Genomic DNA, 18,476 nt, shown 5'->3' on the forward strand with positions numbered 1-18,476 from the left:
TGGTGGTTCTCGCCGCTGGCGTCGAACTGGGGCTATATCGACGACACCACCGTGCTGACATTCTGGATCACCGGCGCGGTGTTTGCTGCGGTCGTGCTGTTCCTGGCCTATTGCCTGTTCCGCTTCCGCCACAAGGAAGGCCGCAAGGCCGCCTATGAACCCGAAAACAAGCGGCTGGAAAGCTGGCTGACCGCCATCACCGCCGGTGGCGTGATCGCCATGCTGACGCCGGGCCTGTTCGTCTGGGCCCAGTTTGTCGATGTGCCCGATGCGGCGACTGATGTCGAAGTGATCGGCCAGCAATGGCTGTGGAGTTTCCGGCTGCCGGGCGCCGATGGCAAGCTTGGCGCCGCCGACAATGGCCTGATCGATTTCGAGAACACCTTGGGGGTAAGTCCCGCCGATCCTTTCGGGCAGGACGATGTGCTGATCGAGGGGGGCGAGCTCATCATCCCGGTGGACCGGCCGGTCCGCTTCCTGCTGCGTTCGATCGATGTGCTGCACGATTTCTACGTCCCGGAATTCCGGGCGAAGATGGACATGATTCCGGGCTCGGTCACCTATTTCTGGGTCACGCCGACAAAGACCGGAACCTACGAAATTCTCTGCGCAGAGCTGTGCGGCGTCGGGCATTCCTACATGCGCGGCGTGGTGACTGTGGTCACCAGCGAGGAATACGAGGAATGGCTGGCGTCCCAGGTGACGTTTGCCGGGCTTTCCTCCTGATGGGGCAAAGGCCGCGCGAAAGCGGCCATGCTTTAAAGGGAGGCTTGAGGAGGCATATATGACCGACATCCCCCATGAGGCGAGCGCAACCGTACCGCCCGCCGAAATCGAGGATATGGAACTTTACCACCCGCATAGCTGGTGGACGAAGTATGTCTTCTCGCAGGATGCCAAGGTTATCGCGGTGCAGTATTCGGTGACTGCGCTGGCGATCGGCGCGGTGGCTCTGGTGCTGTCCTGGCTGATCCGCCTGCAGCTCGGCTTTCCGGGCGTGTTCGATTTCATCGATACCGAGCGCTACTACCAGATCATCACCATGCACGGCATGATCATGGTGGTCTATCTGCTGACAGCCCTGTTCCTGGGCGGCTTCGGCAATTATCTGATCCCGCTGATGGTGGGCGCGCGGGACATGGTGTTCCCCTACGCCAACATGCTCAGCTACTGGATTTATCTCGTGGCGGTATTGCTGCTGGTGGTCAGCTTCTTCGTGCCGGGCGGGCCGACTGGCGCCGGCTGGACGCTCTATCCGCCGCAGGCGATCCTTTCCAACACGCCAGGCCAGCAATGGGGCATCATGCTCATGCTGGTCTCGCTGATCCTGTTCATCATCGGCTTCACGATGGGTGGGCTCAACTACACGGTCACGGTGCTGCAGGCGCGTACCCGCGGCATGACGCTGATGCGTTTGCCACTGACGATCTGGGGCATTTTCGTCGCCACCATCATGGCCCTGCTGGCGTTTCCTGCTCTGTTCGTCGCCTCCGTGATGATGCTGTTCGACAAGTATCTGGGTACCAGTTTCTTCATGCCGACCCTGGTGGAGATGGGCGAGCAACTCAGCTATGGCGGGGGCAGCCCGATCCTGTTCCAGCACCTGTTCTGGTTCTTCGGGCACCCGGAAGTCTATATCGTCGCCCTGCCCGCCTTCGGCATTGTCTCGGACCTGATCAGCACGCATGCGCGGCGCAACATCTTCGGATACCGGATGATGGTTTGGGCTATCGTGGGCATCGGGGCGCTCAGCTTCATTGTCTGGGCGCACCACATGTATGTGAGCGGCATGAACCCTTATTTCGGGTTCTTCTTCGCCACCACGACACTGATCATCGCAGTGCCGACGGCAATCAAGGTCTACAATTGGGTGCTGACGCTGTGGCGCGGCGACATCCATTTCAATCCGCCCATGCTGTTTGCGCTCGGCTTCATCGTCACCTTCGTCAATGGCGGGCTGTCGGGCCTGTTCCTGGGCAATGTCGTGGTTGACGTGCCGCTGTCGGATACCATGTTCGTGGTCGCCCATTTCCATATGGTGATGGGGGTGGCGCCAATCCTGGTCATCTTCGGGGCCATCTACCACTGGTATCCCAAGGTCACCGGCCGGATGCTGGGCGACGCCATGGCAAAGTTCCACTTCTGGGTCACCTTCCTCGGCGCCTATCTCATCTTCTTTCCCATGCACTATCTGGGCCTGATGGGCGCGCCGCGGCGCTATTTCGAATCCTCCGACATCGTGATCATGCCGCCGTCGGCGGCGGGGCTGAACGCCTTCATCTCGATCATGGCGTTCACAGTCGGATCTGCGCAGATTGTCTTCGTCTTCAACCTCATCTGGAGCCTGCGCCACGGCAAGGAGTCTGGCCCCAATCCCTGGCGTGCCACGACGCTGGAGTGGCAGACGCCACAGACCCCGCCGGTGCACGGCAATTGGGGCGACGCGGTGCCGGTGGTCTATCGCTGGGCCTATGATTACAGCGTGCCCGGCGCCAAGGAGGATTTCATCCCCCAGAACGTGCCCGGCACGCTGACCAAGGGAGGCGCGGCATGAGCGCCATCCTGGGCTTCATCGCGGTGCTGACCCTGATCGTGGGCTGGTGGCTGTCGCGGCAGGGCCTGGGCGTCAAGCCATGGCTGCAGGTCGACCATGCCGGCGGGGTGACGCAGTCCGGTGCCTCCCCGCATGCCCCGGCGCAGGTGGGCCTTGGGGTGTTCCTGGCGGTGGTGGGGTCGCTGTTTGCACTGCTGATTACCGGTTATGTGCTGCGCTCGGAAGGCACGGACTGGCAGACTATGCCCCTGCCCTGGATCGTCTGGCCCAACACGCTGGCGCTGCTCGGCACCGGCCTGGCACTGGAATGGGCGCTGGCGGCCGCCAATCGGGGCGCCATCGGCACTGCGCGTACCGGGGTCCTGGTGGCAAGCGGCGGCGCGGTATTGTTCCTAGCCGGCCAATTCGTCGCCTGGCGCATGCTTGCGGCCAGCGGCAATTTCGTCAATTCGGGTCCGGCGGACAGCTTCTTCTACCTGATGACGGCAGCACATGGCCTGCACGTCATTGGCGGCATGTTTGCCCTGGCCCGCACATTTGAGCGATTCCGGCGCGACGAGCGGCCCGAACGAATCCGGTTGAGCATCGAGTTGGCCACCACCTACTGGTTGTTCATGCTGTTCGTGTGGGCATTGTTGCTGGCGGTCCTGTCAGGCTCGGCCGGCGAGTTTCTGGCCCTCTGCGGCCAGCTGCTGTCCCAAGGGGGCCTGTCATGACCGATCCCGCACTGACGCAGCCGCAGGAGGTAGTCCGGACGCCCGGCTGGCGCGGTATCGTCGCCGACTGGTCCTCCGACCAGCGCTCGTTCAAGACCGCATCCTGGGGCAAGGTGATGATGTGGGTGTTCCTGCTCAGCGACACCTTCATCTTCGGCTGCTTCCTGCTGTCCTACATGACGGCGCGCATGTCCACGACCACGCCATGGCCCAATGCCAGCGAGGTCTTCTCGCTCGAAATTGCTGGCCAGCACATGCCGCTGCTGCTCATCGCCATCATGACCTTCGTGCTGATCACCTCGAGCGGCACCATGGCCATGGCGGTCAATTTTGGCTATCGGCGCGACCGGAAGAAAACCACCATCCTTATGCTGCTGACGGCCGCGTTCGGCGTGATGTTCGTGGGCATGCAGGCCTTCGAATGGAGCAAGCTGATCTCCGAGGGCGTCCGGCCCTGGGGCAATCCGTGGGGCGCCGAACAATTTGGTGCCACCTTCTTCATGATCACGGGCTTTCACGGCACCCATGTCAGCATCGGCGTCATTTTCCTGCTGATCGTGGCCCGCAAGGTCTGGCGAGGTGATTTCGATACCGGCCGTCCCGGTTTCTTCACCTCGCGCAAGGGTCGCTACGAGATCGTCGAAATCATGGGCCTCTACTGGCACTTCGTCGATCTTGTGTGGGTATTCATTTTCGCCTTGTTCTACCTGTGGTGAGCCAGATGAACCATGCCGCAACAGACGTCGCAGTACCGGCCGCGGGACACACCGAGACCCAGCAGCACCCGATCAGGCTTTACCTGGTGGTCTGGGCGTGGCTGTTCGTTCTCAGCGTCGGCTCCTACATGGTCGATATCCTGCAGTTCCAGGGCCTGCTGCGCTGGGGATTGATCCTTGCGCTGATGGCGCTCAAGGCCGGGCTGATCATCTCTATCTTCATGCATATGCGGTGGGAGCGGCTGGCGTTGAGCTACGCCATCCTGGTGCCGCCGGTGCTGATCCTGGTTTTCGTAACGATGATGGCGCTCGAGGCCAACTATACCGAGATGACCCGGGTGCTGTTCCTCAACGGGGGACCGTGAGGCCCCAGAGCCGACTTGGCCCGGGGCCCGGGGTTCAGGTCGCCTTGGGCGATCGTATGGGCCGCGCCGCAGCTGCGGTCGGCGCCCGCCTACGGGCAGACCGGCCGGCCTGCGGCACGACCAGCTTGCGATAGAGGTGCCAGGTTGCGTGACCGAGCACCGGCATGACGATGACCAATCCGACAAAGAGCGTCGCTATCCCGACGGCCAGCGACACTGCGACGATCAGCCCCCATAGCGCAATCGGAACAGGATTGGCCAGGGTGGCCTTGATCGAGGTTTCGATGGCTCGGTTGGGGCTGGTCTGCCGGTCGAGCAGCAGAGGGAAAGTCACGACCGTGATGCACAACACCTCAATGGCGAACAGGAAGCCGATGACATTGCCGGCAATGATCAGGAGCCAGCCGTCGTAGGTCGTGAATATCTCGTAGAACAATGCCGTCAGCGAGGTTGGGGTCGAGTCGCCGAAAAGGCCCACGAACAGTACCTGCGCGACGATGAGCCAGGTGACGAACAGCACGCCCAGGACGAGGCCCACAGTAGCGACCGAAGGCAGCACAGGTGATCGAAAAACTTCAAAACCATGCTTCCAGGATGTATCGAGGCCCAACTCCTTCCGTCGGCTGATCTCGTAGAAGATCAGCGCCACAAAGGGTCCAAGCAGGGCAAAGCCAGTGGCAAGCGGGTAGAGCAGCGGCAATACGTTCTGCCCCGAGACCCAGACGGCCAGCACAATCATCACGATGGGATAGATCAAGCCGGCAAAGACGTAATGCGACGGTTGCTCCCAGAAATCGTCAAAGCCATGCCAGAGGGCGTCCATCACGTCGCCCGTAGTGATCTTGCGGATTTCAGGCACTGCAGTCTGGCCGGCGGCTACGCCGGCATTCGCGCGGGATTTCTCCATGATCGTCCTCCCCAACGGGCCATGAACCGGCCTCCGGGTGCGTGTCAGGACGAACTGCTCTGGCCACGCACTCGCGACCCACGGTGACCATAGTAGCGCCATCTGCTTGCCCTGTCGCGCATCGCTTCTGGTTCAGGGCAAGGCCAAGCTGGCGGGTCGCACGGATGCGCTGGGTGATTGGAACGCGGCAGGGGTGGGAGTGTGGCGCCTTCAAGCCAACCTTCTGAAACCCCAAGAAAATCAAGGGGGAAGGTGGCGCGAGAGACGGGGCTCGAACCCGGTGATGCAGATCTGCACCGTTGAGAGAAATCGACCTGGATCATTTGCAAGGGCCAGCGCCGTGGCCGCACCGCCGCTCCCAGCGCCCGCGGGCGCCTTGACCTTGGCCGTTGAGTAGAATGAGCACGATAGCCACAATAAGTTCGAACACTGAGTGCGACCTTGCAGCCCCGCCTTTCCAAAATTGAGCGGCGGAAGTTCGCATCGTCCTGGTGCAAGCGGGGTTTGGTCTTGACCAACAGTGGACAGCCATAGCCCTTGCCGCCTTCGGCGCCGGATCGATGGCGGCAGCATTCGCTCTGCCGTCGCTGCTTGACCGATTTCCCGACCGAGCGGTGATGGTGGTCGGCGCCGCGCTGCTCGTCGTTGCGATGCTGTCGGGCAGCTTGCTTGTCGGCTATTGAAGCTTGCTGGCCGTGCTCGCCGGCCATTCGTTGCGAGGCATGCTGACCCGCCACGGTGCCACCGCAGCGCTGGTGGCGCGGGGCCTGGAGGTTGTGGCGGGCCTGTTATTGGTCGGCTCGCGCTGGCGCAGCTTTCTGGTTGAGCCCTAATTGCCGTGCATTGACCGTGCCAAGCCGACAATGTCGATGCTATGGGCCAGATAGCCCAAAGGGACGACCGCAATCAGGGTGATTACGATGGCGATGATCGTTCGACGGGACATGATTGCTCCTTAGGAATAAGCCAGAGTCTGGCGGATGGTGAGGCTGGCGGCCCGGCGGGCCGGGACGAGACTGGCAAGGATCGCTCCCAGGGAGAGCAGCAGCGCCCAGATGCCGACCGCGCCGGCCGAGAGCGTCAGGGGCAAGGGCAGGCCGAAGGACAGTGTGCCAACGAGTTGGCCTACGGCGTAGCCGAGCGGCACGCCCAGCGCCAAGGCGATGGGCAGGCTCAACCAGGCGACCATCAGGCCTTCGCCGAGAATATTGCGCATCAGCGCCCCGCCACTGGCGCCGATGGTGCGCATGATGCCGAATTCGCGCGTGCGCTCAGTCACGCTGGATCCCAACGAGGCGGCCAGTCCCATGCTACCCACCGCGGCCATCAGCATGGCCATGGCCTGGAGGGCGACGATAAGAATGGTGACATGGCCCGATTGTGCCGCCACCAGGGTCGCTTCGGTCGTAACCTGTTCCACGGCGACACCGGCCGAGGAGAGTGCCAGGGACGCAGCATCGGCAATAGCGGCGATGTCCGGTTCGGAGGCTTGCGCCGCTACGACCACGCGGACAGAGGTGACACCCTCGCCATGAGGCGAGATGGCGGCGAAGGCGTCGTCCGGAAGGTAGGCAGTGGCGGGCACCAGGATCTGGCGCGCAACGCCGGAGACGGTCACGGGCTGGGTCCTGCCTTCTGAGGCCAGCAGGACGGGCTCGGCAAGGCTTGGCCGGCCCAGGAGATTGAAAGCCTGCTGGTTGGTGACACCTTCACCCTGCCGGGGCAAATCACCGAGAATAAAGCCAGGAGCATCCGGAAGGCTGGTCAGCGGCCGCAGGGTGAGGCTGCCATGACCGCCATCGGGATAGGTGCGTACCAACATCAATCCGTCGGGGCGACCGGCAGCCCCGGCAACGGAAGTGGCAGGCACGACCTCAACAATCCCGGGCACTCCGGCCAATGTCGATGCGACAAGGGCCAGTTCTGCGGGCGACAAAAAATCGATGGCAATGGCGTAGTCACGCGATCGAGCTGCCTCGACCAGCTGTCCTTTCCAGGCTCCCTCGACATTGAGCGCTGCGATGAACAGCCCGCCGGCCGTGCCCATCAGCGCAAGGTTGAGCAGCAGGCGCGCCGGCCGGCGGAAGGCGTTTCGCAGCGCCAGGAGCAGTGTGCGGTCCAGCCCGCGTAGCCGACCAAGCAGTGCCTGGACCGGGTCCCTGCGCAGCGCGCTTGCGGAGACGCCCTGATCGCTAAGGGCCTCCCGCACCGTGGCGCGGCTGGCCTTGCGTACCGGCAACAGGACGAAGCCCAGCGGCAGAATCAGACCGGTGGCTACCAAAAGCACGATCAGCCAAAGCGGCACGGCGGCGCTGGCAATATCGAAGTTGAGCAGCTGAGCAATGATACCGGCAAAGCCGGATGCGCCCAAAAGTCCGATCGGAAGGCCGATCGCAGTGGCCGCGAGCGCCAGGAGCGCCGTGCCGGAGAGATAGAGTGCCGCGATCTGCCGTGCCGTGCCGCCTACGGTCTTCATTATGGCGATCTGCCGAACCTGTTGGGCCAGCAGGGCAGCGATCATAGCCGCCGTCAGCACGGCACTCAGCACCAAAGCGAGCAAGGCGAAGACTAGGAACATGGACAGGACGCCGGTCATCTGGCTCTGATGGGGGTGCTGGCCGACGGGCGGAATCTGGACCTGGTGTACAGTATGACCCGCTGCTCGCAGCTTGCCCGCCACTTCAATGACCACTGAGTCCACCTGGGCCTGATCCCAACTGGCATCTGCGACCGTCATCTTGACTAGCTCAGGCTCTGCCTCGAGGCCAAGCCGCGCACCCGTAGCACTGGACAGGTAGATGTAGGCGGTCTGCTCCTGCCAAGCCGGGGCAAGGCTTGGATCATGCACGGTGCTGGCCACCGGCAAGGCGACGGGCGTATTCCCCTCCACCTGGATCGAGATCCTGTCGCCTGGTTGCGCGCCGAGAAGTGCCGCGGCTTCCCGCTCAAGCAGCACGGCATCGTCCGCGGGAGAGGCCGCCCCACTATGGAGGAAACGGCCGATACGCATCGAGGTGGGGTTTGGCGCCACAAAGAGCAGGGTACGCAGCCACGGGCCGTCTCCGGCACGGGCGCGGGCCACGACGATGGAGATGAGCTCGGCATCCGCTACGCCCGGGGCGTTGCGGATCAGTTCCAATGCCTCCGGGGTGACCTGGCCGAGGTCGATCAGGGCTGAGGCCGGATTGGTGGCGAGATAGTTGCGGGAGATTTCACGCGTGAGGATTGCATAGGCGCCCGCAATCGTGGTGAGCGTCAGCATGCCGATCGCAAGGGCGGCCAGCATCAAGGCGACACGACCGCGCGTAGCGACAAAGTCGCCGACCAGCTTTTTCCAGCGAGGTGCGAGAGTCATGGGCGGGCCTCGCCATTGTGAATGGCCACGATCTGGCCATCGGCCAGTTCGACGGTCTCGGTGAAGAAGGCGCCCAGATCCCGTTCATGGGTCACCATGACGACCGTGCGGCCCTCCCGCGTCAGGGAACGGAACAGCTCCATCACCTCAAGGGTGGTGTGGGAGTCGAGGTTGCCCGTGGGCTCGTCGGCGACGAGAATCTGCGGATCATTGGCCAGCGCCCGGGCTATTGCAGCCCGTTGCTGCTGTCCCCCCGAGAGGTCCGAAGGCAGCTTGTCGGCCTGTTCGGCAATGCCCAGTTGCGCCAGCAGCGACATCGCGCGCGGTCGCCGGTCGCGAGTTTGGCCGATGCGGCAGAAATCCATCGGCAGCATGACGTTCTCGACCACGGTCAGGGTTGGCAGCAGCTGGAAGAACTGGAACACCACCCCGACATTGCGGCCCCGCCAGGCGGTCAGTTCCTCTTCGGACTTCTGCTCCAGCGCCACGCCACCTATCCGGATGGAGCCGCTGGTGGCGCTGTCTATGCCGGTCAGCAGATTGGCCAGCGTGGTCTTGCCACTGCCGGACTTACCCACAATGGCGATGAAGCGACCCGACGCGATGTCGAGATCGATGTTCTGCAAGGCCATAAAGCTGCCGGCAGGCGTTGCATAGGCTTTGCTGACCCCTCGCAAGCTGGCGAGTAGCCCAGCTGAGGATGGGGCATCCGGCTTTTTGACCCGAAGGGCGGCAATCTGTGTCACGTGGTCCTCCAATGACAATGAGACTACCGTGTGTTATTGGACACATGTCTGGAAACGCAATCGACAGTTGGAACGTTCATGTCCGATACGGAACACTGGCCGGGATTTGACCGGAAAAAGCATGGGGCGACCCCGGCAGGCGAGGCTATCGACCGTCGATCGCTGCGGACCCGCATGGCCCTGCAAGACGCGCTAATGCGTCTCACCGTCGCGCGGGGCTACGACGACCTATCGGTCGCCGAGATTGCCGATGCAGCCAATGTGGGGCGGTCCACCTTCTATGCTCATTTCACCGACAAGGATGACCTGTTGCGCAGCAGCCTGAGTGCCCTGCGGGACATCCTTGCGCAGGAACAGGCGGCAACGCGGCAGGACGGACCGGACGGACTGTTCGGCTTCACCCGGTTCCTGACCCGCCATATGGCGGAGCAGCAGGTCCTGATTCGTGCCATGATGCGAGGGCGCTCCGGAGCCATTCTGATGGACTACATCCATCACGCCATAGCCGACATCCTGCGGGCGGAACTGGCCCCTGGAACTCGCCCATCCAACTCGGCGTTCGACACGGAGTTTTCCGTGCAGTTCCTCGTGGGCGGCTACCTGTCCGTTCTCACGTGGTGGCTTGAGCGCGGGGCAGCCGAGCCCCCGGAACGCATCGAGAAGGCCTTCCGTGCGGTCGCATTGCGAGGGCTCGATCAGGCCGCGTAGCGCTGACGGCTGCAGGCGACCGCCCTCCCCCTTCAACGTCTGCAATTGCGGTTCGGTTTGGCTGCGCCTAACGGCCGATTAGGGGCGCAATGCCGACTGGCAAGTCAGGGGCCGGTAGCGGACTGGCAGCTTCTGGCGTGCCAATAGCTGACGATGGTGCGGGAATTGGCGGGCATTGCCGTCCGTTAGTAGTGGTCCGGTAGAAGCACGCCCTCTACCTCGGCAAGGACCTCCAGCATGCCTGCGACATTGGCTTCGGCGATGACACGGCCTTTGCCGGCCGTGGCTTGGGTCGCATCGCCCACCGCGCCGGCTGGGTTGATATCCGAAGCGATCCAAGCGTAGACGTGGCCGAAAGCACCGGTCGGCCGCAGGTACTTGAACTGCTGTTCGTCACGGGCCGCGATCGAGACGAAGTTCTGCGCCTTCGCCATATCGACCAGATGCGGCTTGAAGTGCAGGATCAGCGAGGTCTCCGCATCGCCGCCATGGATGCCGTGCCGGCGCTCGAGATCGGTCAGCACATCGGGCGGGGTGAAGCGCCAGCCGCTCTTGACCGCCAGCATGCCGGCGCGAACCCGCAGTTCGCGGGCCACGATGCCCATGATCTCCTCGTTGCCGCCATGCGAGTTGACGAAGACGATCTTGCGGATGCCGGCCCGCGCTACTTCGAGCCCGATCTGCGTCCAGGCATCGATGAGGTTGGTCGCCGTATGCGTGATCGTGCCCTTGGCCCAGATATGCTCGTTGGACTTGCCGATCGCCTGCACCGGCAGGATGCGGATATCGAGCGAGGCCGGCGCCCGCTCGGCCAGCAGCTCCATCATCGACTGGTTGATGATCGTATCGGTACCGACCGGCAGGTGCGGGCCATGCTGCTCCACCGCCGCGATCGGCATGATGGCGATGGTCTTGTTAGGGTCGATGCTGTCGAAGTCGGCGGCGGTGAAATCGGTCCACCAGATCTTGCGCGTCATGATTAGTCCTCAGGCTGGACCGGCAGCGATGGCTTCGATCTCGACCACGAATTCGGGCCGGGCAAATCCCGAAACGATCATCAGGGTCGAGGCTGGATAGGGTTCGGCAAACAGCGCATTGCGCACCGCCATATAGTCCGGCAGATGCTCCCGACCGGTGACATAAGCATTTATGCGGATGATATTGGCCAGGGTCAGGCCCGCTTCGGCCAGGATCGCCGCGATATTGTCGAAGCAGATCCGCGCCTGCCCCGCACAGTCGGCCGGCAAGGTCTTGTCCGCGGCTATGCCCAGCTGACCCGAACAGAAGATGAGCCGCTGCCCTGCCGGCACAATCATGCCGTGGCTATAGGGTGCGAAGGGCGGATGGATTTGGCTGGGATTGAGCGGCGTCGCCATGAGCAAGGGTGTCCTGGAATTGCGAATGCTATCGGCGGGTAAAGCGCTTGCCTAGCCCAAAAGTACCGATTTTGCATGCATGGCAGGCATCTGGCGTTACTGCCTATTTTTTGACTTCACAACGGCGCCCGAGAGGGAGAAGAATTGTGCAAGCGACGTTGTCGCACAAAAATTGGCCGCGGCTGCTCCCAGCCCGGCCGGGGAGCGCGAGATGCACAATATCACCAGACTTCTTTCTACGTCGGCGGCGCTGCTGGGCCTGCTGACCGTCGCCGTTGTGGCGCAGGACAAGGTAATCTTTGCAACCAACTGGCTGGCCCAGGCCGAGCATGGCGGCTACTATCAGGCGGTCGCCGACGGCACCTATGCCGAATACGGCCTAGACGTGACCATCATGCAGGGCGGCCCGCAATCGCCCGGCCGCCCGATGCTGGTGTCGGGCCAGGTGCAGTTCTACATGGGCGGCGCCACCGGCGCGATCAACGCCGTCAAGGAAGGCATCCCAACCATCACGCTGGCGGCGATCTTCCAGAAGGATCCGCAGATCCTGATGTCCCATCCGGGCAAGTTCGCCACCTTCGCGGAACTGGCCGGTGCCTCCAAGTACATCCTCAGTGCCGATGGCTTCTCCGGCTACTTCACCTGGATGAAGACCGAATGGCCGGAATTCATCGAAGAAAAGTACGAGCCCTACCAGTTCAATCCGGCCTCCTTCCTCGCCGACGACATAGCCATCCAGCAGGGCTACCTCACCTCCGAGCCGCTGGCCATCGAACGCGAAGCCGGCTTCGCCCCGGACGTCTGGCTGCTTGCCGACCAAGGCTACCATCCCTATTCGACCACGATCGAGGCCATGAAGCCTTGGGTCGATGAAAATCCGGACATCGCCAAGCGCTTCGTCGAAGCCACCATCATTGGCTGGACCAACTACCTCTATGGCGACAACGCCGCCGCCAACGAGTTGATCAAGGTCGACAATCCGGAAATGACGGACGACCAGATTGCCTATGGCATCGAGAAGATGAAGGAGTATGGCATCGTGGTTTCGGGCGATGCCGAGACCAAGGGCATTGGCTGCATGACCGAAGCCGGCTGGAATGACTTCTACAACAGCATGGTGGAAGTCGGCGTGTTCGAGGCGGGCATCGATGTCACCCAGGCGTACAGCACCGAATATGTGTGCCAGGGTCTTGGCGTGGACCTGATGGACTAGCCTTCTGACGCAAATCGGCGCGGGCATCGTCGCCCGCGCCGTTCCGACCCTAATCTGGGCGACTTTGATTTGACCGATTTGACCCTAACCGAGCCGGCTCGCGCCGGCGAAGCGTCTGCCGCCCGCCTGGTCGTATCCATGCGCCATGTCAGCAAGCTTTTTTCCAACGGCACACTGGCGCTCAAGGACATGTCGCTGGATGTGCGACGCGGCGAATTCCTGAGCCTGCTCGGCCCCTCCGGCTGCGGCAAATCCACGGCCCTGCGCATCATTGCCGGGCTCGGCGCTGCCAGTTCCGGCGAAATCGACTGGCCATCCTCCAGGATCAACTCCAAGGGCCTGCCCGAAGGCGATATCGGCTTCGTCTTCCAGGAGCCGACGCTGATGCCGTGGCAGACGGTATGGGGCAATGTCTACCTGCCGCTGCGGCTGCAAGGCGTGTCCAAGTCCGCCGCCAATGCGCGGATTATGGAGACGCTGGCTTCGGTCGGGCTCGCCGATTTCACCAAATCCTACCCGCGTGAGCTGTCGGGCGGCATGAAGATGCGCGTCTCTATCGCCCGGGCACTGGTGACCAAACCCAAGCTGCTGCTGATGGACGAGCCCTTCGCGGCGCTCGACGAAATCACCCGGCAGAGGCTCAATGAAGACGTGCTGCGCCTGTGGCGCGAGACCGGCATCACCGTCATCTTCGTCACTCATTCGGTGTTCGAAAGCGCGTTTCTCAGCAGCCGTATCGTGGTCATGCGTGCGCGCCCCGGCCAGGTGTATGCCGACCTGCCGCTGGTGACCTCGGCGGTGCGCGACGAACACTACCGCACCTCCGAGGAATATCGCGCGACCACCGACACGGTGTCGCGTGCCCTCCAGGAAGCCATCATGCGCGGAGCCCAGGCGAAATGACCGAAGCCGCAACCGTCCACTCATCCGAAGCCGGTACCGACAGCGCCGTCGCCATCTTGGTCAGCCGCACCAGCAGCGCCGAGCGCGTGCTGTCGGTCGCCATCCCGATACTCATGATGATCCTCGCCGTCGCCGCCTGGCAGGCGCACATCACCTTCAATAATGTGCCGCGCTACATCATGCCGGCGCCACTCGACGTGATAACGGCGCTCTACACCGACTGGGGCACGCTGTCCCCGTCGCTGCTGGTGACGCTGCGAATTACCATATTCGCGCTGATCATCGCGCTGATTGGCGGCGTCGGGCTGGCGATCATCCTGATCCAGTCCAAGTGGGTGGAACTGGCGATCTTTCCGTTCGCTGTCATCCTGCAGGTGACGCCCATGATTGCCATCGCGCCGCTACTGATCATCTATATCCGCGACACGCCGACCGTGCTGCTGACCTGCGCCTTCATTGTCGCCTTCTTCCCTATCCTCTCCAACATGGTGTCGGGCCTCAAGAGCGTCGATCACAACCTGCTCAATCTCCTCGAGCTTTATGGCGCCAGCCGCTGGCAGACGCTTGTTCACCTCAAGCTGCCATCGTCACTGCCCTATTTCGCCGCCGGCCTGCGTATCGGCGGCGGGCTGTCGCTGATCGCCGCCGTGGTGGCCGAATTTGCTGCGGGGTCGGCCGGCAAGGGCTCGGGTCTCGCCTTCCGGCTGCTGGAATCGGGCTATCGGCTGAACTACCCCCGCCTCTACGCGGCCTTGCTGCTGCTGATGGGAACAGGCGTTGCCATCTTCGCCTTGACCTCGCTCATCTCCTGGCTGCTGCTGCATCGCTGGCACGAAAGCGCCATCAAGCGGGAGAACTGAGTTGACCATCACCATTCCCGCCGACGGACACTACGTGCTGGCCAACGCCGGCGTGCCCGATTCCGTCATGGGCAATGCTGCATCCGGCGCGCTGGAGCGGGTGGACATCACCGTGGCCGACGGCACAATCACGGCCATCGCGCCGGCCGGTTGGGCTCCCGCGCCCAACCGGATCGACCTCGATGGCGGCATCGTACTGCCGGCCTTCGTCGATCTCCACACCCATCTCGACAAGGGCCATATCTGGCCGCGCAAGCAGAACCCGGATGGCACCTGGTTTGGCGCCCTGATGGCGGTACTCGACGATCGCACCGCCAACTGGGCGGCCGCCGATGTCGAACGGCGCATGGATTTTTCCCTGCGCTGCGCTTATGCCCACGGCACGGCGGCCATCCGCACCCATCTCGACATGGCGCCGCCGCAGCACGAGATCACCTGGGACGTGTTCGAGGCGATGCGCGAGCGCTGGGCCGGCCGCGTCGAGCTGCAGGCCGCCGGGCTGATGGGACCCGACACCATTCTTGATCCCGCCGCCCTGCGTGCCGTCGCCACCCGTACCAAGGCAGCCGGGGGCATCCTCGGCGGCTCGACGGCGATGCATCCTGAAAACCGCACCATCATGCGCCGGCTGGTCGAGATTGCAGGCGAGTTCGATCTCGACATCGACCTTCACACCGACGAATCCCCCGACCCGGCCGCCGATGCACTCGAAAGCCTGGCCGAGGTAGTGATTGAGAGCGGCTTTACCGGCAAAGTGACGGCGGGTCATTGCTGCTCGCTGGCGGTGCAGGCCGACGGCGTCGCCAAGCGGGTGATCGACAAGGTGGCCCGGGCCGGCGTCGCGGTGGTCTCGCTGCCGATGTGCAACATGTACCTGCAGGACCGCGACAACACATCGGGCGTCCGCACCCCGCGCTGGCGGGGCGTGACCCCGCTCAACGAGCTCAAGGCGGCGGGCGTGCCGGTGGCCATCGCATCGGACAATACCCGCGACCCGTTCTACGCCTACGGCGACCTCGACGGTTTCGAAGTGCTGCGCGAAGGTGCCCGCATCCTCCAGTTCGATCACCCGCAGGACGATGCCTTTGCCTGGGCGCGGTCGGTGGGGGCAGATCCCGCCGCAATCGCCGGCTTTGGCTACGCGGCAACGCTCGCGACCGACACACCGGCCGATCTCGTGCTGTTTCGCGCCCGCAGCTGGACCGAACTCATGTCGCGCCCGCAGGCCGACCGCATTGTGCTGCGGAGCGGCGCGGCCATCGATACCACCTTGCCGGACTATCGCGAACTCGATGACCTGATGGGACCTCGCCTATGAGCATTGCCGCCTTCCGCGCCGAACTCGGCGATATCCCGGTCGAAGACCATCCCCGCATCGTGCAGCAGCGCAGCCGCGACCATTACTGGTATTCGCCGGTGCTCAAGGCCAAGCTCGACCACGTCACCGCCGAGATCGTCGTCTCGCCGCGCAGCAATGACGAGGTCAAGACCGTCCTCGCCGCCGCCTTCAACCACGGCGTGGCCATTACGCCGCGCGGTGCCGGCACCGGCAATTACGGCCAGGCCATGCCACTGGCGGGTGGCGCCATGCTGAACCTGATGAACATGGACAAGGTGCTAGACATCAAGCCGGATCGCGTGCGGGCCCAGGCCGGCGCCGTGCTCGAACAGATGGATCACCAAACAAGGGAAGCAGTGCGCGGGGAGTTGCGCTTCCACCCCTCGACGTACCGCATGGCTTCCATTGGCGGCTTCATTGCTGGCGGCTCGGGCGGCGTCGGCTCCGTGCGCTGGGGCGGCCTGCGCAATGTCGGCAGCATCCTTGGCATGAAGGTCATCACTTGCGAGGCCGAGCCGCGCGAACTCGATCTCGAGGGCGAGGACATCCTCAAGGTCGCGCATGCCTATGGCACCAATGGCATCATCGTCGAAGCCGAGATGCCGCTGGCCCCGGCGCATGACTGGATCGACATGATGGTCGGCTTCGACAGCTTCATGGCCGCGGCGCGCTTTGCCGAGGCGGTGGCCTTGCAGGATGGCCTGTTGGTCAAGGAAGTCTCCCCCTGCGCCGCGCCGATCCCGGAAGCCTATTTCAACCGCCACAAGCCCTACATCAAGCCAGGCCAGTCGGTTGTGCTAATCATGGTGGCACCTGTTTCGGCACCGGCAATGACGCTGTTCACAGGCCACCACAAGGGCGAGATGCTCTATCGGTCGGATATGGCCAGCGAGGAAGAACTCAAGCGCCTGCCGCCCATATACGAGCTGGCCTGGAACCACACGACACTGCGCGCGCTCAAGGTCGATCCGTCGATCACCTATCTCCAGACCCGCTACCCAACCATCGACCATGTACAGAAGATCGTCGATCTGCTCGGCGACGAGCTGCCCATGCATATCGAGATGACGCGGCAGGACGGCATCGTCACCTTCGCCGGGCTGCCTCTGGTTCGGTACACGACGGAAGAACGGCTGGAAGCGATCATCCGCATCCACGAAGACAATGACTGCAACGTTTTCAACCCGCATCGCTATACGCTCGAAGAAGGCGGCATGAAGCGCACCGACCAGAAGCAGCTTGATTTCAAGCGCGAGGCCGACCCCAAGGGCATCCTCAATCCGGGCAAGATGGTCGCCTGGGAAAATCCCGACTTTGACTTCAAGGCCGGCAAGGCTTGGCTGTTCGACGGCCTCAATCCGGTGCACGCGGCCTGATGCGCGTCCACGTCATTCACGCCCATCCCGTCGAGAGCAGCTACAACCGCGCCCTGTTCAACGCCGTCGTCGACGAGCTGACCGCCAAGGGTCACGAGGTCGACGCGCTCAATCTCTATGAGGTCGGCTTCGACGCCGTGCTGAGTCGCGAGGAGCGTCTCAACTATCACGACGTGCCCGGTAACCTGACGCCGGAAGTGAAACCCTATGTCGACCGGCTGATGGCGGCCGAGGCCCTGGTCTTCGTGCATCCGGTGTGGAACTACGGCTACCCGGCCATTCTCAAGGGCTATTTCGACCGCACCTTCCTGCCCGGCGTCTCCTTCATTCTCGATGGCGGCGGCGATCGCGGCAAGCTGGTGCCCAATCTCAAGCACATCAAGAAGGTCGCGTTCGTCACCACCTATGGCGGCAATCGCTGGCGCACCATGGTGATGGGCGATCCGCCGCGCCGCCTCGCCCGTCGCTGGGCCTGGGTGACATTCCGCACCCTGACGCCACCGAAATATCTGGCACTCTACGACATGAACAATTGCACGCCGGACCAGCTGGGTGGCTTCGTCACAAAGGTACGGCAGGCTATGGCGGCGTGGTGATCAGCCGGCAGAGCTGACCAGGCCTCGCCCAATCCAACCCCTCTATATCGACACCCCTGGGCAGGCCGTGATGTCCCGGTTTGAAGCTATCACGGCAGCCAACTCAATGACCGAATGGGGGCGCGAAGCGGCCATTCCTTGACGGGGTGTCGAAAAATTGCCTTGTAACTTCAATCGGATAAGAGTTCTTTGTTATTCTGACCGGCGCCAACTTACTAGCTGCTAGCCAGCTAGTGAAACCCTCTCTCCAAAAGTGCGTCGACTACCGTCGGTCGCCATGCGCCGGCCGATCGGGCACCGGATCGACCCTGCCTCTGGCGTCTGCGGCCTGTTCAGCGCATCCTGCTGTCCTGAACTGTACCAGCCAGGGAGGAATGACCAATGCGTTGCTTTGCGGTACTTGGCCCCCCGCAGACCGGCAAGTCCACACTCGTGGAGCGACTGGCCGCGCTCGATGGGGCCCCACGGAAACCGGCTTCCGCCAACGGCCTGAGCGCCACCAAGTTCACCTTTGGCGGCGAGGACTGGTGTGCGCTCGATGCGCCGGGCGGCAGCGAAAGCCTCTGGCAGGCGCAGGACGCGCTGCTCGCCAGCGACGCCTGCATCCTGTGCGTCTCGCCCGATCCGGAGGCGGCCGTGCTCGCCGCCCCCTATCTGCGCGCCATCGAAGCCTCCGGCACGCCCTGCATCCTGTTCGTCAACCGCATGGATGCGCAGAAGGGGCGGCTGAGCGACATCGTCGCCGC

20 protein-coding genes are annotated in these 18,476 nt (G+C 63.3%); 15 read left to right on the forward strand and 5 right to left on the reverse strand.

All coding sequences use genetic code 11. The annotated features are described in order from the left end of the window. From coxB to V6M52_RS11210, 5 genes are all read left to right on the forward strand, one after another. The coding region (gene coxB / locus V6M52_RS11190) for a cytochrome c oxidase subunit II (protein ID WP_332701077.1) at window positions 1-726 on the forward strand (726 nt) is incomplete at its 5' end. Between the two features lie 58 nt (window positions 727-784). Next, window positions 785-2,554 (forward strand): cbb3-type cytochrome c oxidase subunit I, encoded by a 1,770-nt coding sequence (locus tag V6M52_RS11195; RefSeq protein ID WP_332701078.1) that lies wholly within the window; start codon window positions 785-787, stop codon window positions 2,552-2,554. Further along, complete coding sequence (locus tag V6M52_RS11200) at window positions 2,551-3,270, forward strand: cytochrome c oxidase subunit 3 (RefSeq protein WP_332701079.1); 720 nt, start codon at window positions 2,551-2,553, stop codon at window positions 3,268-3,270. Before V6M52_RS11195 ends, V6M52_RS11200 begins: the two co-directional genes overlap by 4 nt. After that, window positions 3,267-3,986 carry a heme-copper oxidase subunit III family protein gene (locus V6M52_RS11205; protein WP_332686773.1) on the forward strand — a complete coding sequence of 240 codons (720 nt, stop codon included), beginning with the start codon at window positions 3,267-3,269 and terminating at the stop codon, window positions 3,984-3,986. The genes V6M52_RS11200 and V6M52_RS11205 overlap by 4 nt, the downstream gene beginning before the upstream one ends. Before the next feature lie 5 nt (window positions 3,987-3,991). After that, window positions 3,992-4,351, forward strand: coding sequence for a cytochrome C oxidase subunit IV family protein (locus tag V6M52_RS11210; protein WP_332686775.1), 360 nt, complete (start codon window positions 3,992-3,994; stop codon window positions 4,349-4,351). A gap of 34 nt (window positions 4,352-4,385) precedes the next feature. On the opposite strand, the gene V6M52_RS11215 is transcribed toward V6M52_RS11210, so the two are convergent. Then, window positions 4,386-5,258, reverse strand: a complete 873-nt coding sequence (locus V6M52_RS11215) for a DUF2189 domain-containing protein (RefSeq protein WP_332686777.1) — start codon at window positions 5,256-5,258, stop codon at window positions 4,386-4,388. 560 nt (window positions 5,259-5,818) lie between these two features. On the opposite strand from V6M52_RS11215, the gene V6M52_RS11220 reads away from it, so the two are divergent. Beyond that, window positions 5,819-5,941, forward strand: coding sequence for a hypothetical protein (locus V6M52_RS11220; protein WP_332701080.1), 123 nt, complete (start codon window positions 5,819-5,821; stop codon window positions 5,939-5,941). A gap of 3 nt (window positions 5,942-5,944) precedes the next feature. Continuing rightward, window positions 5,945-6,091 (forward strand): hypothetical protein, encoded by a 147-nt coding sequence (locus tag V6M52_RS11225; RefSeq protein WP_332701081.1) that lies wholly within the window; start codon window positions 5,945-5,947, stop codon window positions 6,089-6,091. Between the two features lie 122 nt (window positions 6,092-6,213). Here the strand turns inward: V6M52_RS11225 and V6M52_RS11230 are convergent, their stop codons facing one another. Next, window positions 6,214-8,613 carry an ABC transporter permease gene (locus V6M52_RS11230; RefSeq protein ID WP_332701082.1) on the reverse strand — a complete coding sequence of 800 codons (2,400 nt, stop codon included), beginning with the start codon at window positions 8,611-8,613 and terminating at the stop codon, window positions 6,214-6,216. Continuing rightward, complete coding sequence (locus tag V6M52_RS11235; RefSeq protein ID WP_332686783.1) at window positions 8,610-9,359, reverse strand: ABC transporter ATP-binding protein; 750 nt, start codon at window positions 9,357-9,359, stop codon at window positions 8,610-8,612. The genes V6M52_RS11230 and V6M52_RS11235 overlap by 4 nt, the downstream gene beginning before the upstream one ends. A 78-nt stretch (window positions 9,360-9,437) precedes the next feature. Between V6M52_RS11235 and V6M52_RS11240 the strand changes: the two genes are divergently transcribed. Further along, the gene (locus V6M52_RS11240; RefSeq protein ID WP_332686785.1) at window positions 9,438-10,067 is read left to right on the forward strand and encodes a TetR/AcrR family transcriptional regulator; all 630 of its coding nucleotides are present in this window, start codon (window positions 9,438-9,440) and stop codon (window positions 10,065-10,067) included. Between the two features lie 185 nt (window positions 10,068-10,252). On the opposite strand, the gene V6M52_RS11245 is transcribed toward V6M52_RS11240, so the two are convergent. Both V6M52_RS11245 and V6M52_RS11250 read right to left on the reverse strand, forming a co-directional pair. Next, the gene (locus tag V6M52_RS11245) at window positions 10,253-11,044 is read right to left on the reverse strand and encodes a creatininase family protein (RefSeq protein WP_332701083.1); all 792 of its coding nucleotides are present in this window, start codon (window positions 11,042-11,044) and stop codon (window positions 10,253-10,255) included. 9 nt (window positions 11,045-11,053) lie between these two features. After that, window positions 11,054-11,443: a RidA family protein gene (locus V6M52_RS11250; protein ID WP_332686789.1), complete on the reverse strand. Its 390-nt coding sequence runs from the start codon at window positions 11,441-11,443 to the stop codon at window positions 11,054-11,056. A gap of 211 nt (window positions 11,444-11,654) precedes the next feature. Here V6M52_RS11250 and V6M52_RS11255 point away from each other — a divergent pair, with 211 nt between their 5' ends. The 7 genes from V6M52_RS11255 to V6M52_RS11285 form a co-directional block, all read left to right on the forward strand. Further along, window positions 11,655-12,656, forward strand: a complete 1,002-nt coding sequence (locus tag V6M52_RS11255) for an ABC transporter substrate-binding protein (protein ID WP_332701084.1) — start codon at window positions 11,655-11,657, stop codon at window positions 12,654-12,656. A 138-nt stretch (window positions 12,657-12,794) separates the two neighbouring features. Further along, window positions 12,795-13,559 (forward strand): ABC transporter ATP-binding protein, encoded by a 765-nt coding sequence (locus tag V6M52_RS11260; RefSeq protein WP_332701089.1) that lies wholly within the window; start codon window positions 12,795-12,797, stop codon window positions 13,557-13,559. Beyond that, on the forward strand, window positions 13,556-14,419 hold the full coding sequence (locus V6M52_RS11265) for an ABC transporter permease (RefSeq protein ID WP_332701085.1): 864 nt from the start codon (window positions 13,556-13,558) through the stop codon (window positions 14,417-14,419). Before V6M52_RS11260 ends, V6M52_RS11265 begins: the two co-directional genes overlap by 4 nt. 1 nt (window position 14,420) lies before the next feature. Continuing rightward, complete coding sequence (locus V6M52_RS11270) at window positions 14,421-15,737, forward strand: cytosine deaminase (protein WP_332701086.1); 1,317 nt, start codon at window positions 14,421-14,423, stop codon at window positions 15,735-15,737. After that, complete coding sequence (locus V6M52_RS11275) at window positions 15,734-17,134, forward strand: FAD-binding oxidoreductase (protein WP_332701087.1); 1,401 nt, start codon at window positions 15,734-15,736, stop codon at window positions 17,132-17,134. The genes V6M52_RS11270 and V6M52_RS11275 overlap by 4 nt, the downstream gene beginning before the upstream one ends. Then, entirely contained in the window at window positions 17,134-17,730 is a 597-nt protein-coding gene (locus V6M52_RS11280) for an NAD(P)H-dependent oxidoreductase (protein ID WP_332686797.1), read from the forward strand. Before V6M52_RS11275 ends, V6M52_RS11280 begins: the two co-directional genes overlap by 1 nt. Window positions 17,731-18,111: 381 nt before the next feature. Then, on the forward strand, window positions 18,112-18,476 hold a 365-nt coding region (locus V6M52_RS11285), incomplete at its 3' end, for a GTPase (RefSeq protein WP_332701088.1).

The sequence above is a fragment of the Devosia sp. genome, from assembly GCF_036676215.1.
In the GTDB taxonomy this organism is placed as follows: Bacteria; Pseudomonadota; Alphaproteobacteria; order Rhizobiales; family Devosiaceae; genus Devosia.

What these genes read in the sequence shown, in the direction of transcription:
- V6M52_RS11220 (WP_332701080.1), top strand. Translation starts at nt 5,819, where the DNA reads ATGGCGGCAGCATTCGCTCTGCCGTCGCTGCTTGACCGATTTCCCGAC.
- V6M52_RS11210 (WP_332686775.1), top strand. Translation starts at nt 3,992, where the DNA reads ATGAACCATGCCGCAACAGACGTCGCAGTACCGGCCGCGGGACACACC.
- V6M52_RS11205 (WP_332686773.1), top strand. Translation starts at nt 3,267, where the DNA reads ATGACCGATCCCGCACTGACGCAGCCGCAGGAGGTAGTCCGGACGCCC.
- V6M52_RS11280 (WP_332686797.1), top strand. Translation starts at nt 17,134, where the DNA reads ATGCGCGTCCACGTCATTCACGCCCATCCCGTCGAGAGCAGCTACAAC.
- V6M52_RS11265 (WP_332701085.1), top strand. Translation starts at nt 13,556, where the DNA reads ATGACCGAAGCCGCAACCGTCCACTCATCCGAAGCCGGTACCGACAGC.
- V6M52_RS11245 (WP_332701083.1), bottom strand. Translation starts at nt 11,044, where the DNA reads ATGACGCGCAAGATCTGGTGGACCGATTTCACCGCCGCCGACTTCGAC.
- V6M52_RS11260 (WP_332701089.1), top strand. Translation starts at nt 12,795, where the DNA reads ATGCGCCATGTCAGCAAGCTTTTTTCCAACGGCACACTGGCGCTCAAG.
- V6M52_RS11250 (WP_332686789.1), bottom strand. Translation starts at nt 11,443, where the DNA reads ATGGCGACGCCGCTCAATCCCAGCCAAATCCATCCGCCCTTCGCACCC.
- V6M52_RS11215 (WP_332686777.1), bottom strand. Translation starts at nt 5,258, where the DNA reads ATGGAGAAATCCCGCGCGAATGCCGGCGTAGCCGCCGGCCAGACTGCA.
- V6M52_RS11230 (WP_332701082.1), bottom strand. Translation starts at nt 8,613, where the DNA reads ATGACTCTCGCACCTCGCTGGAAAAAGCTGGTCGGCGACTTTGTCGCT.
- V6M52_RS11240 (WP_332686785.1), top strand. Translation starts at nt 9,438, where the DNA reads ATGTCCGATACGGAACACTGGCCGGGATTTGACCGGAAAAAGCATGGG.
- V6M52_RS11200 (WP_332701079.1), top strand. Translation starts at nt 2,551, where the DNA reads ATGAGCGCCATCCTGGGCTTCATCGCGGTGCTGACCCTGATCGTGGGC.
- V6M52_RS11195 (WP_332701078.1), top strand. Translation starts at nt 785, where the DNA reads ATGACCGACATCCCCCATGAGGCGAGCGCAACCGTACCGCCCGCCGAA.
- V6M52_RS11275 (WP_332701087.1), top strand. Translation starts at nt 15,734, where the DNA reads ATGAGCATTGCCGCCTTCCGCGCCGAACTCGGCGATATCCCGGTCGAA.
- V6M52_RS11255 (WP_332701084.1), top strand. Translation starts at nt 11,655, where the DNA reads ATGCACAATATCACCAGACTTCTTTCTACGTCGGCGGCGCTGCTGGGC.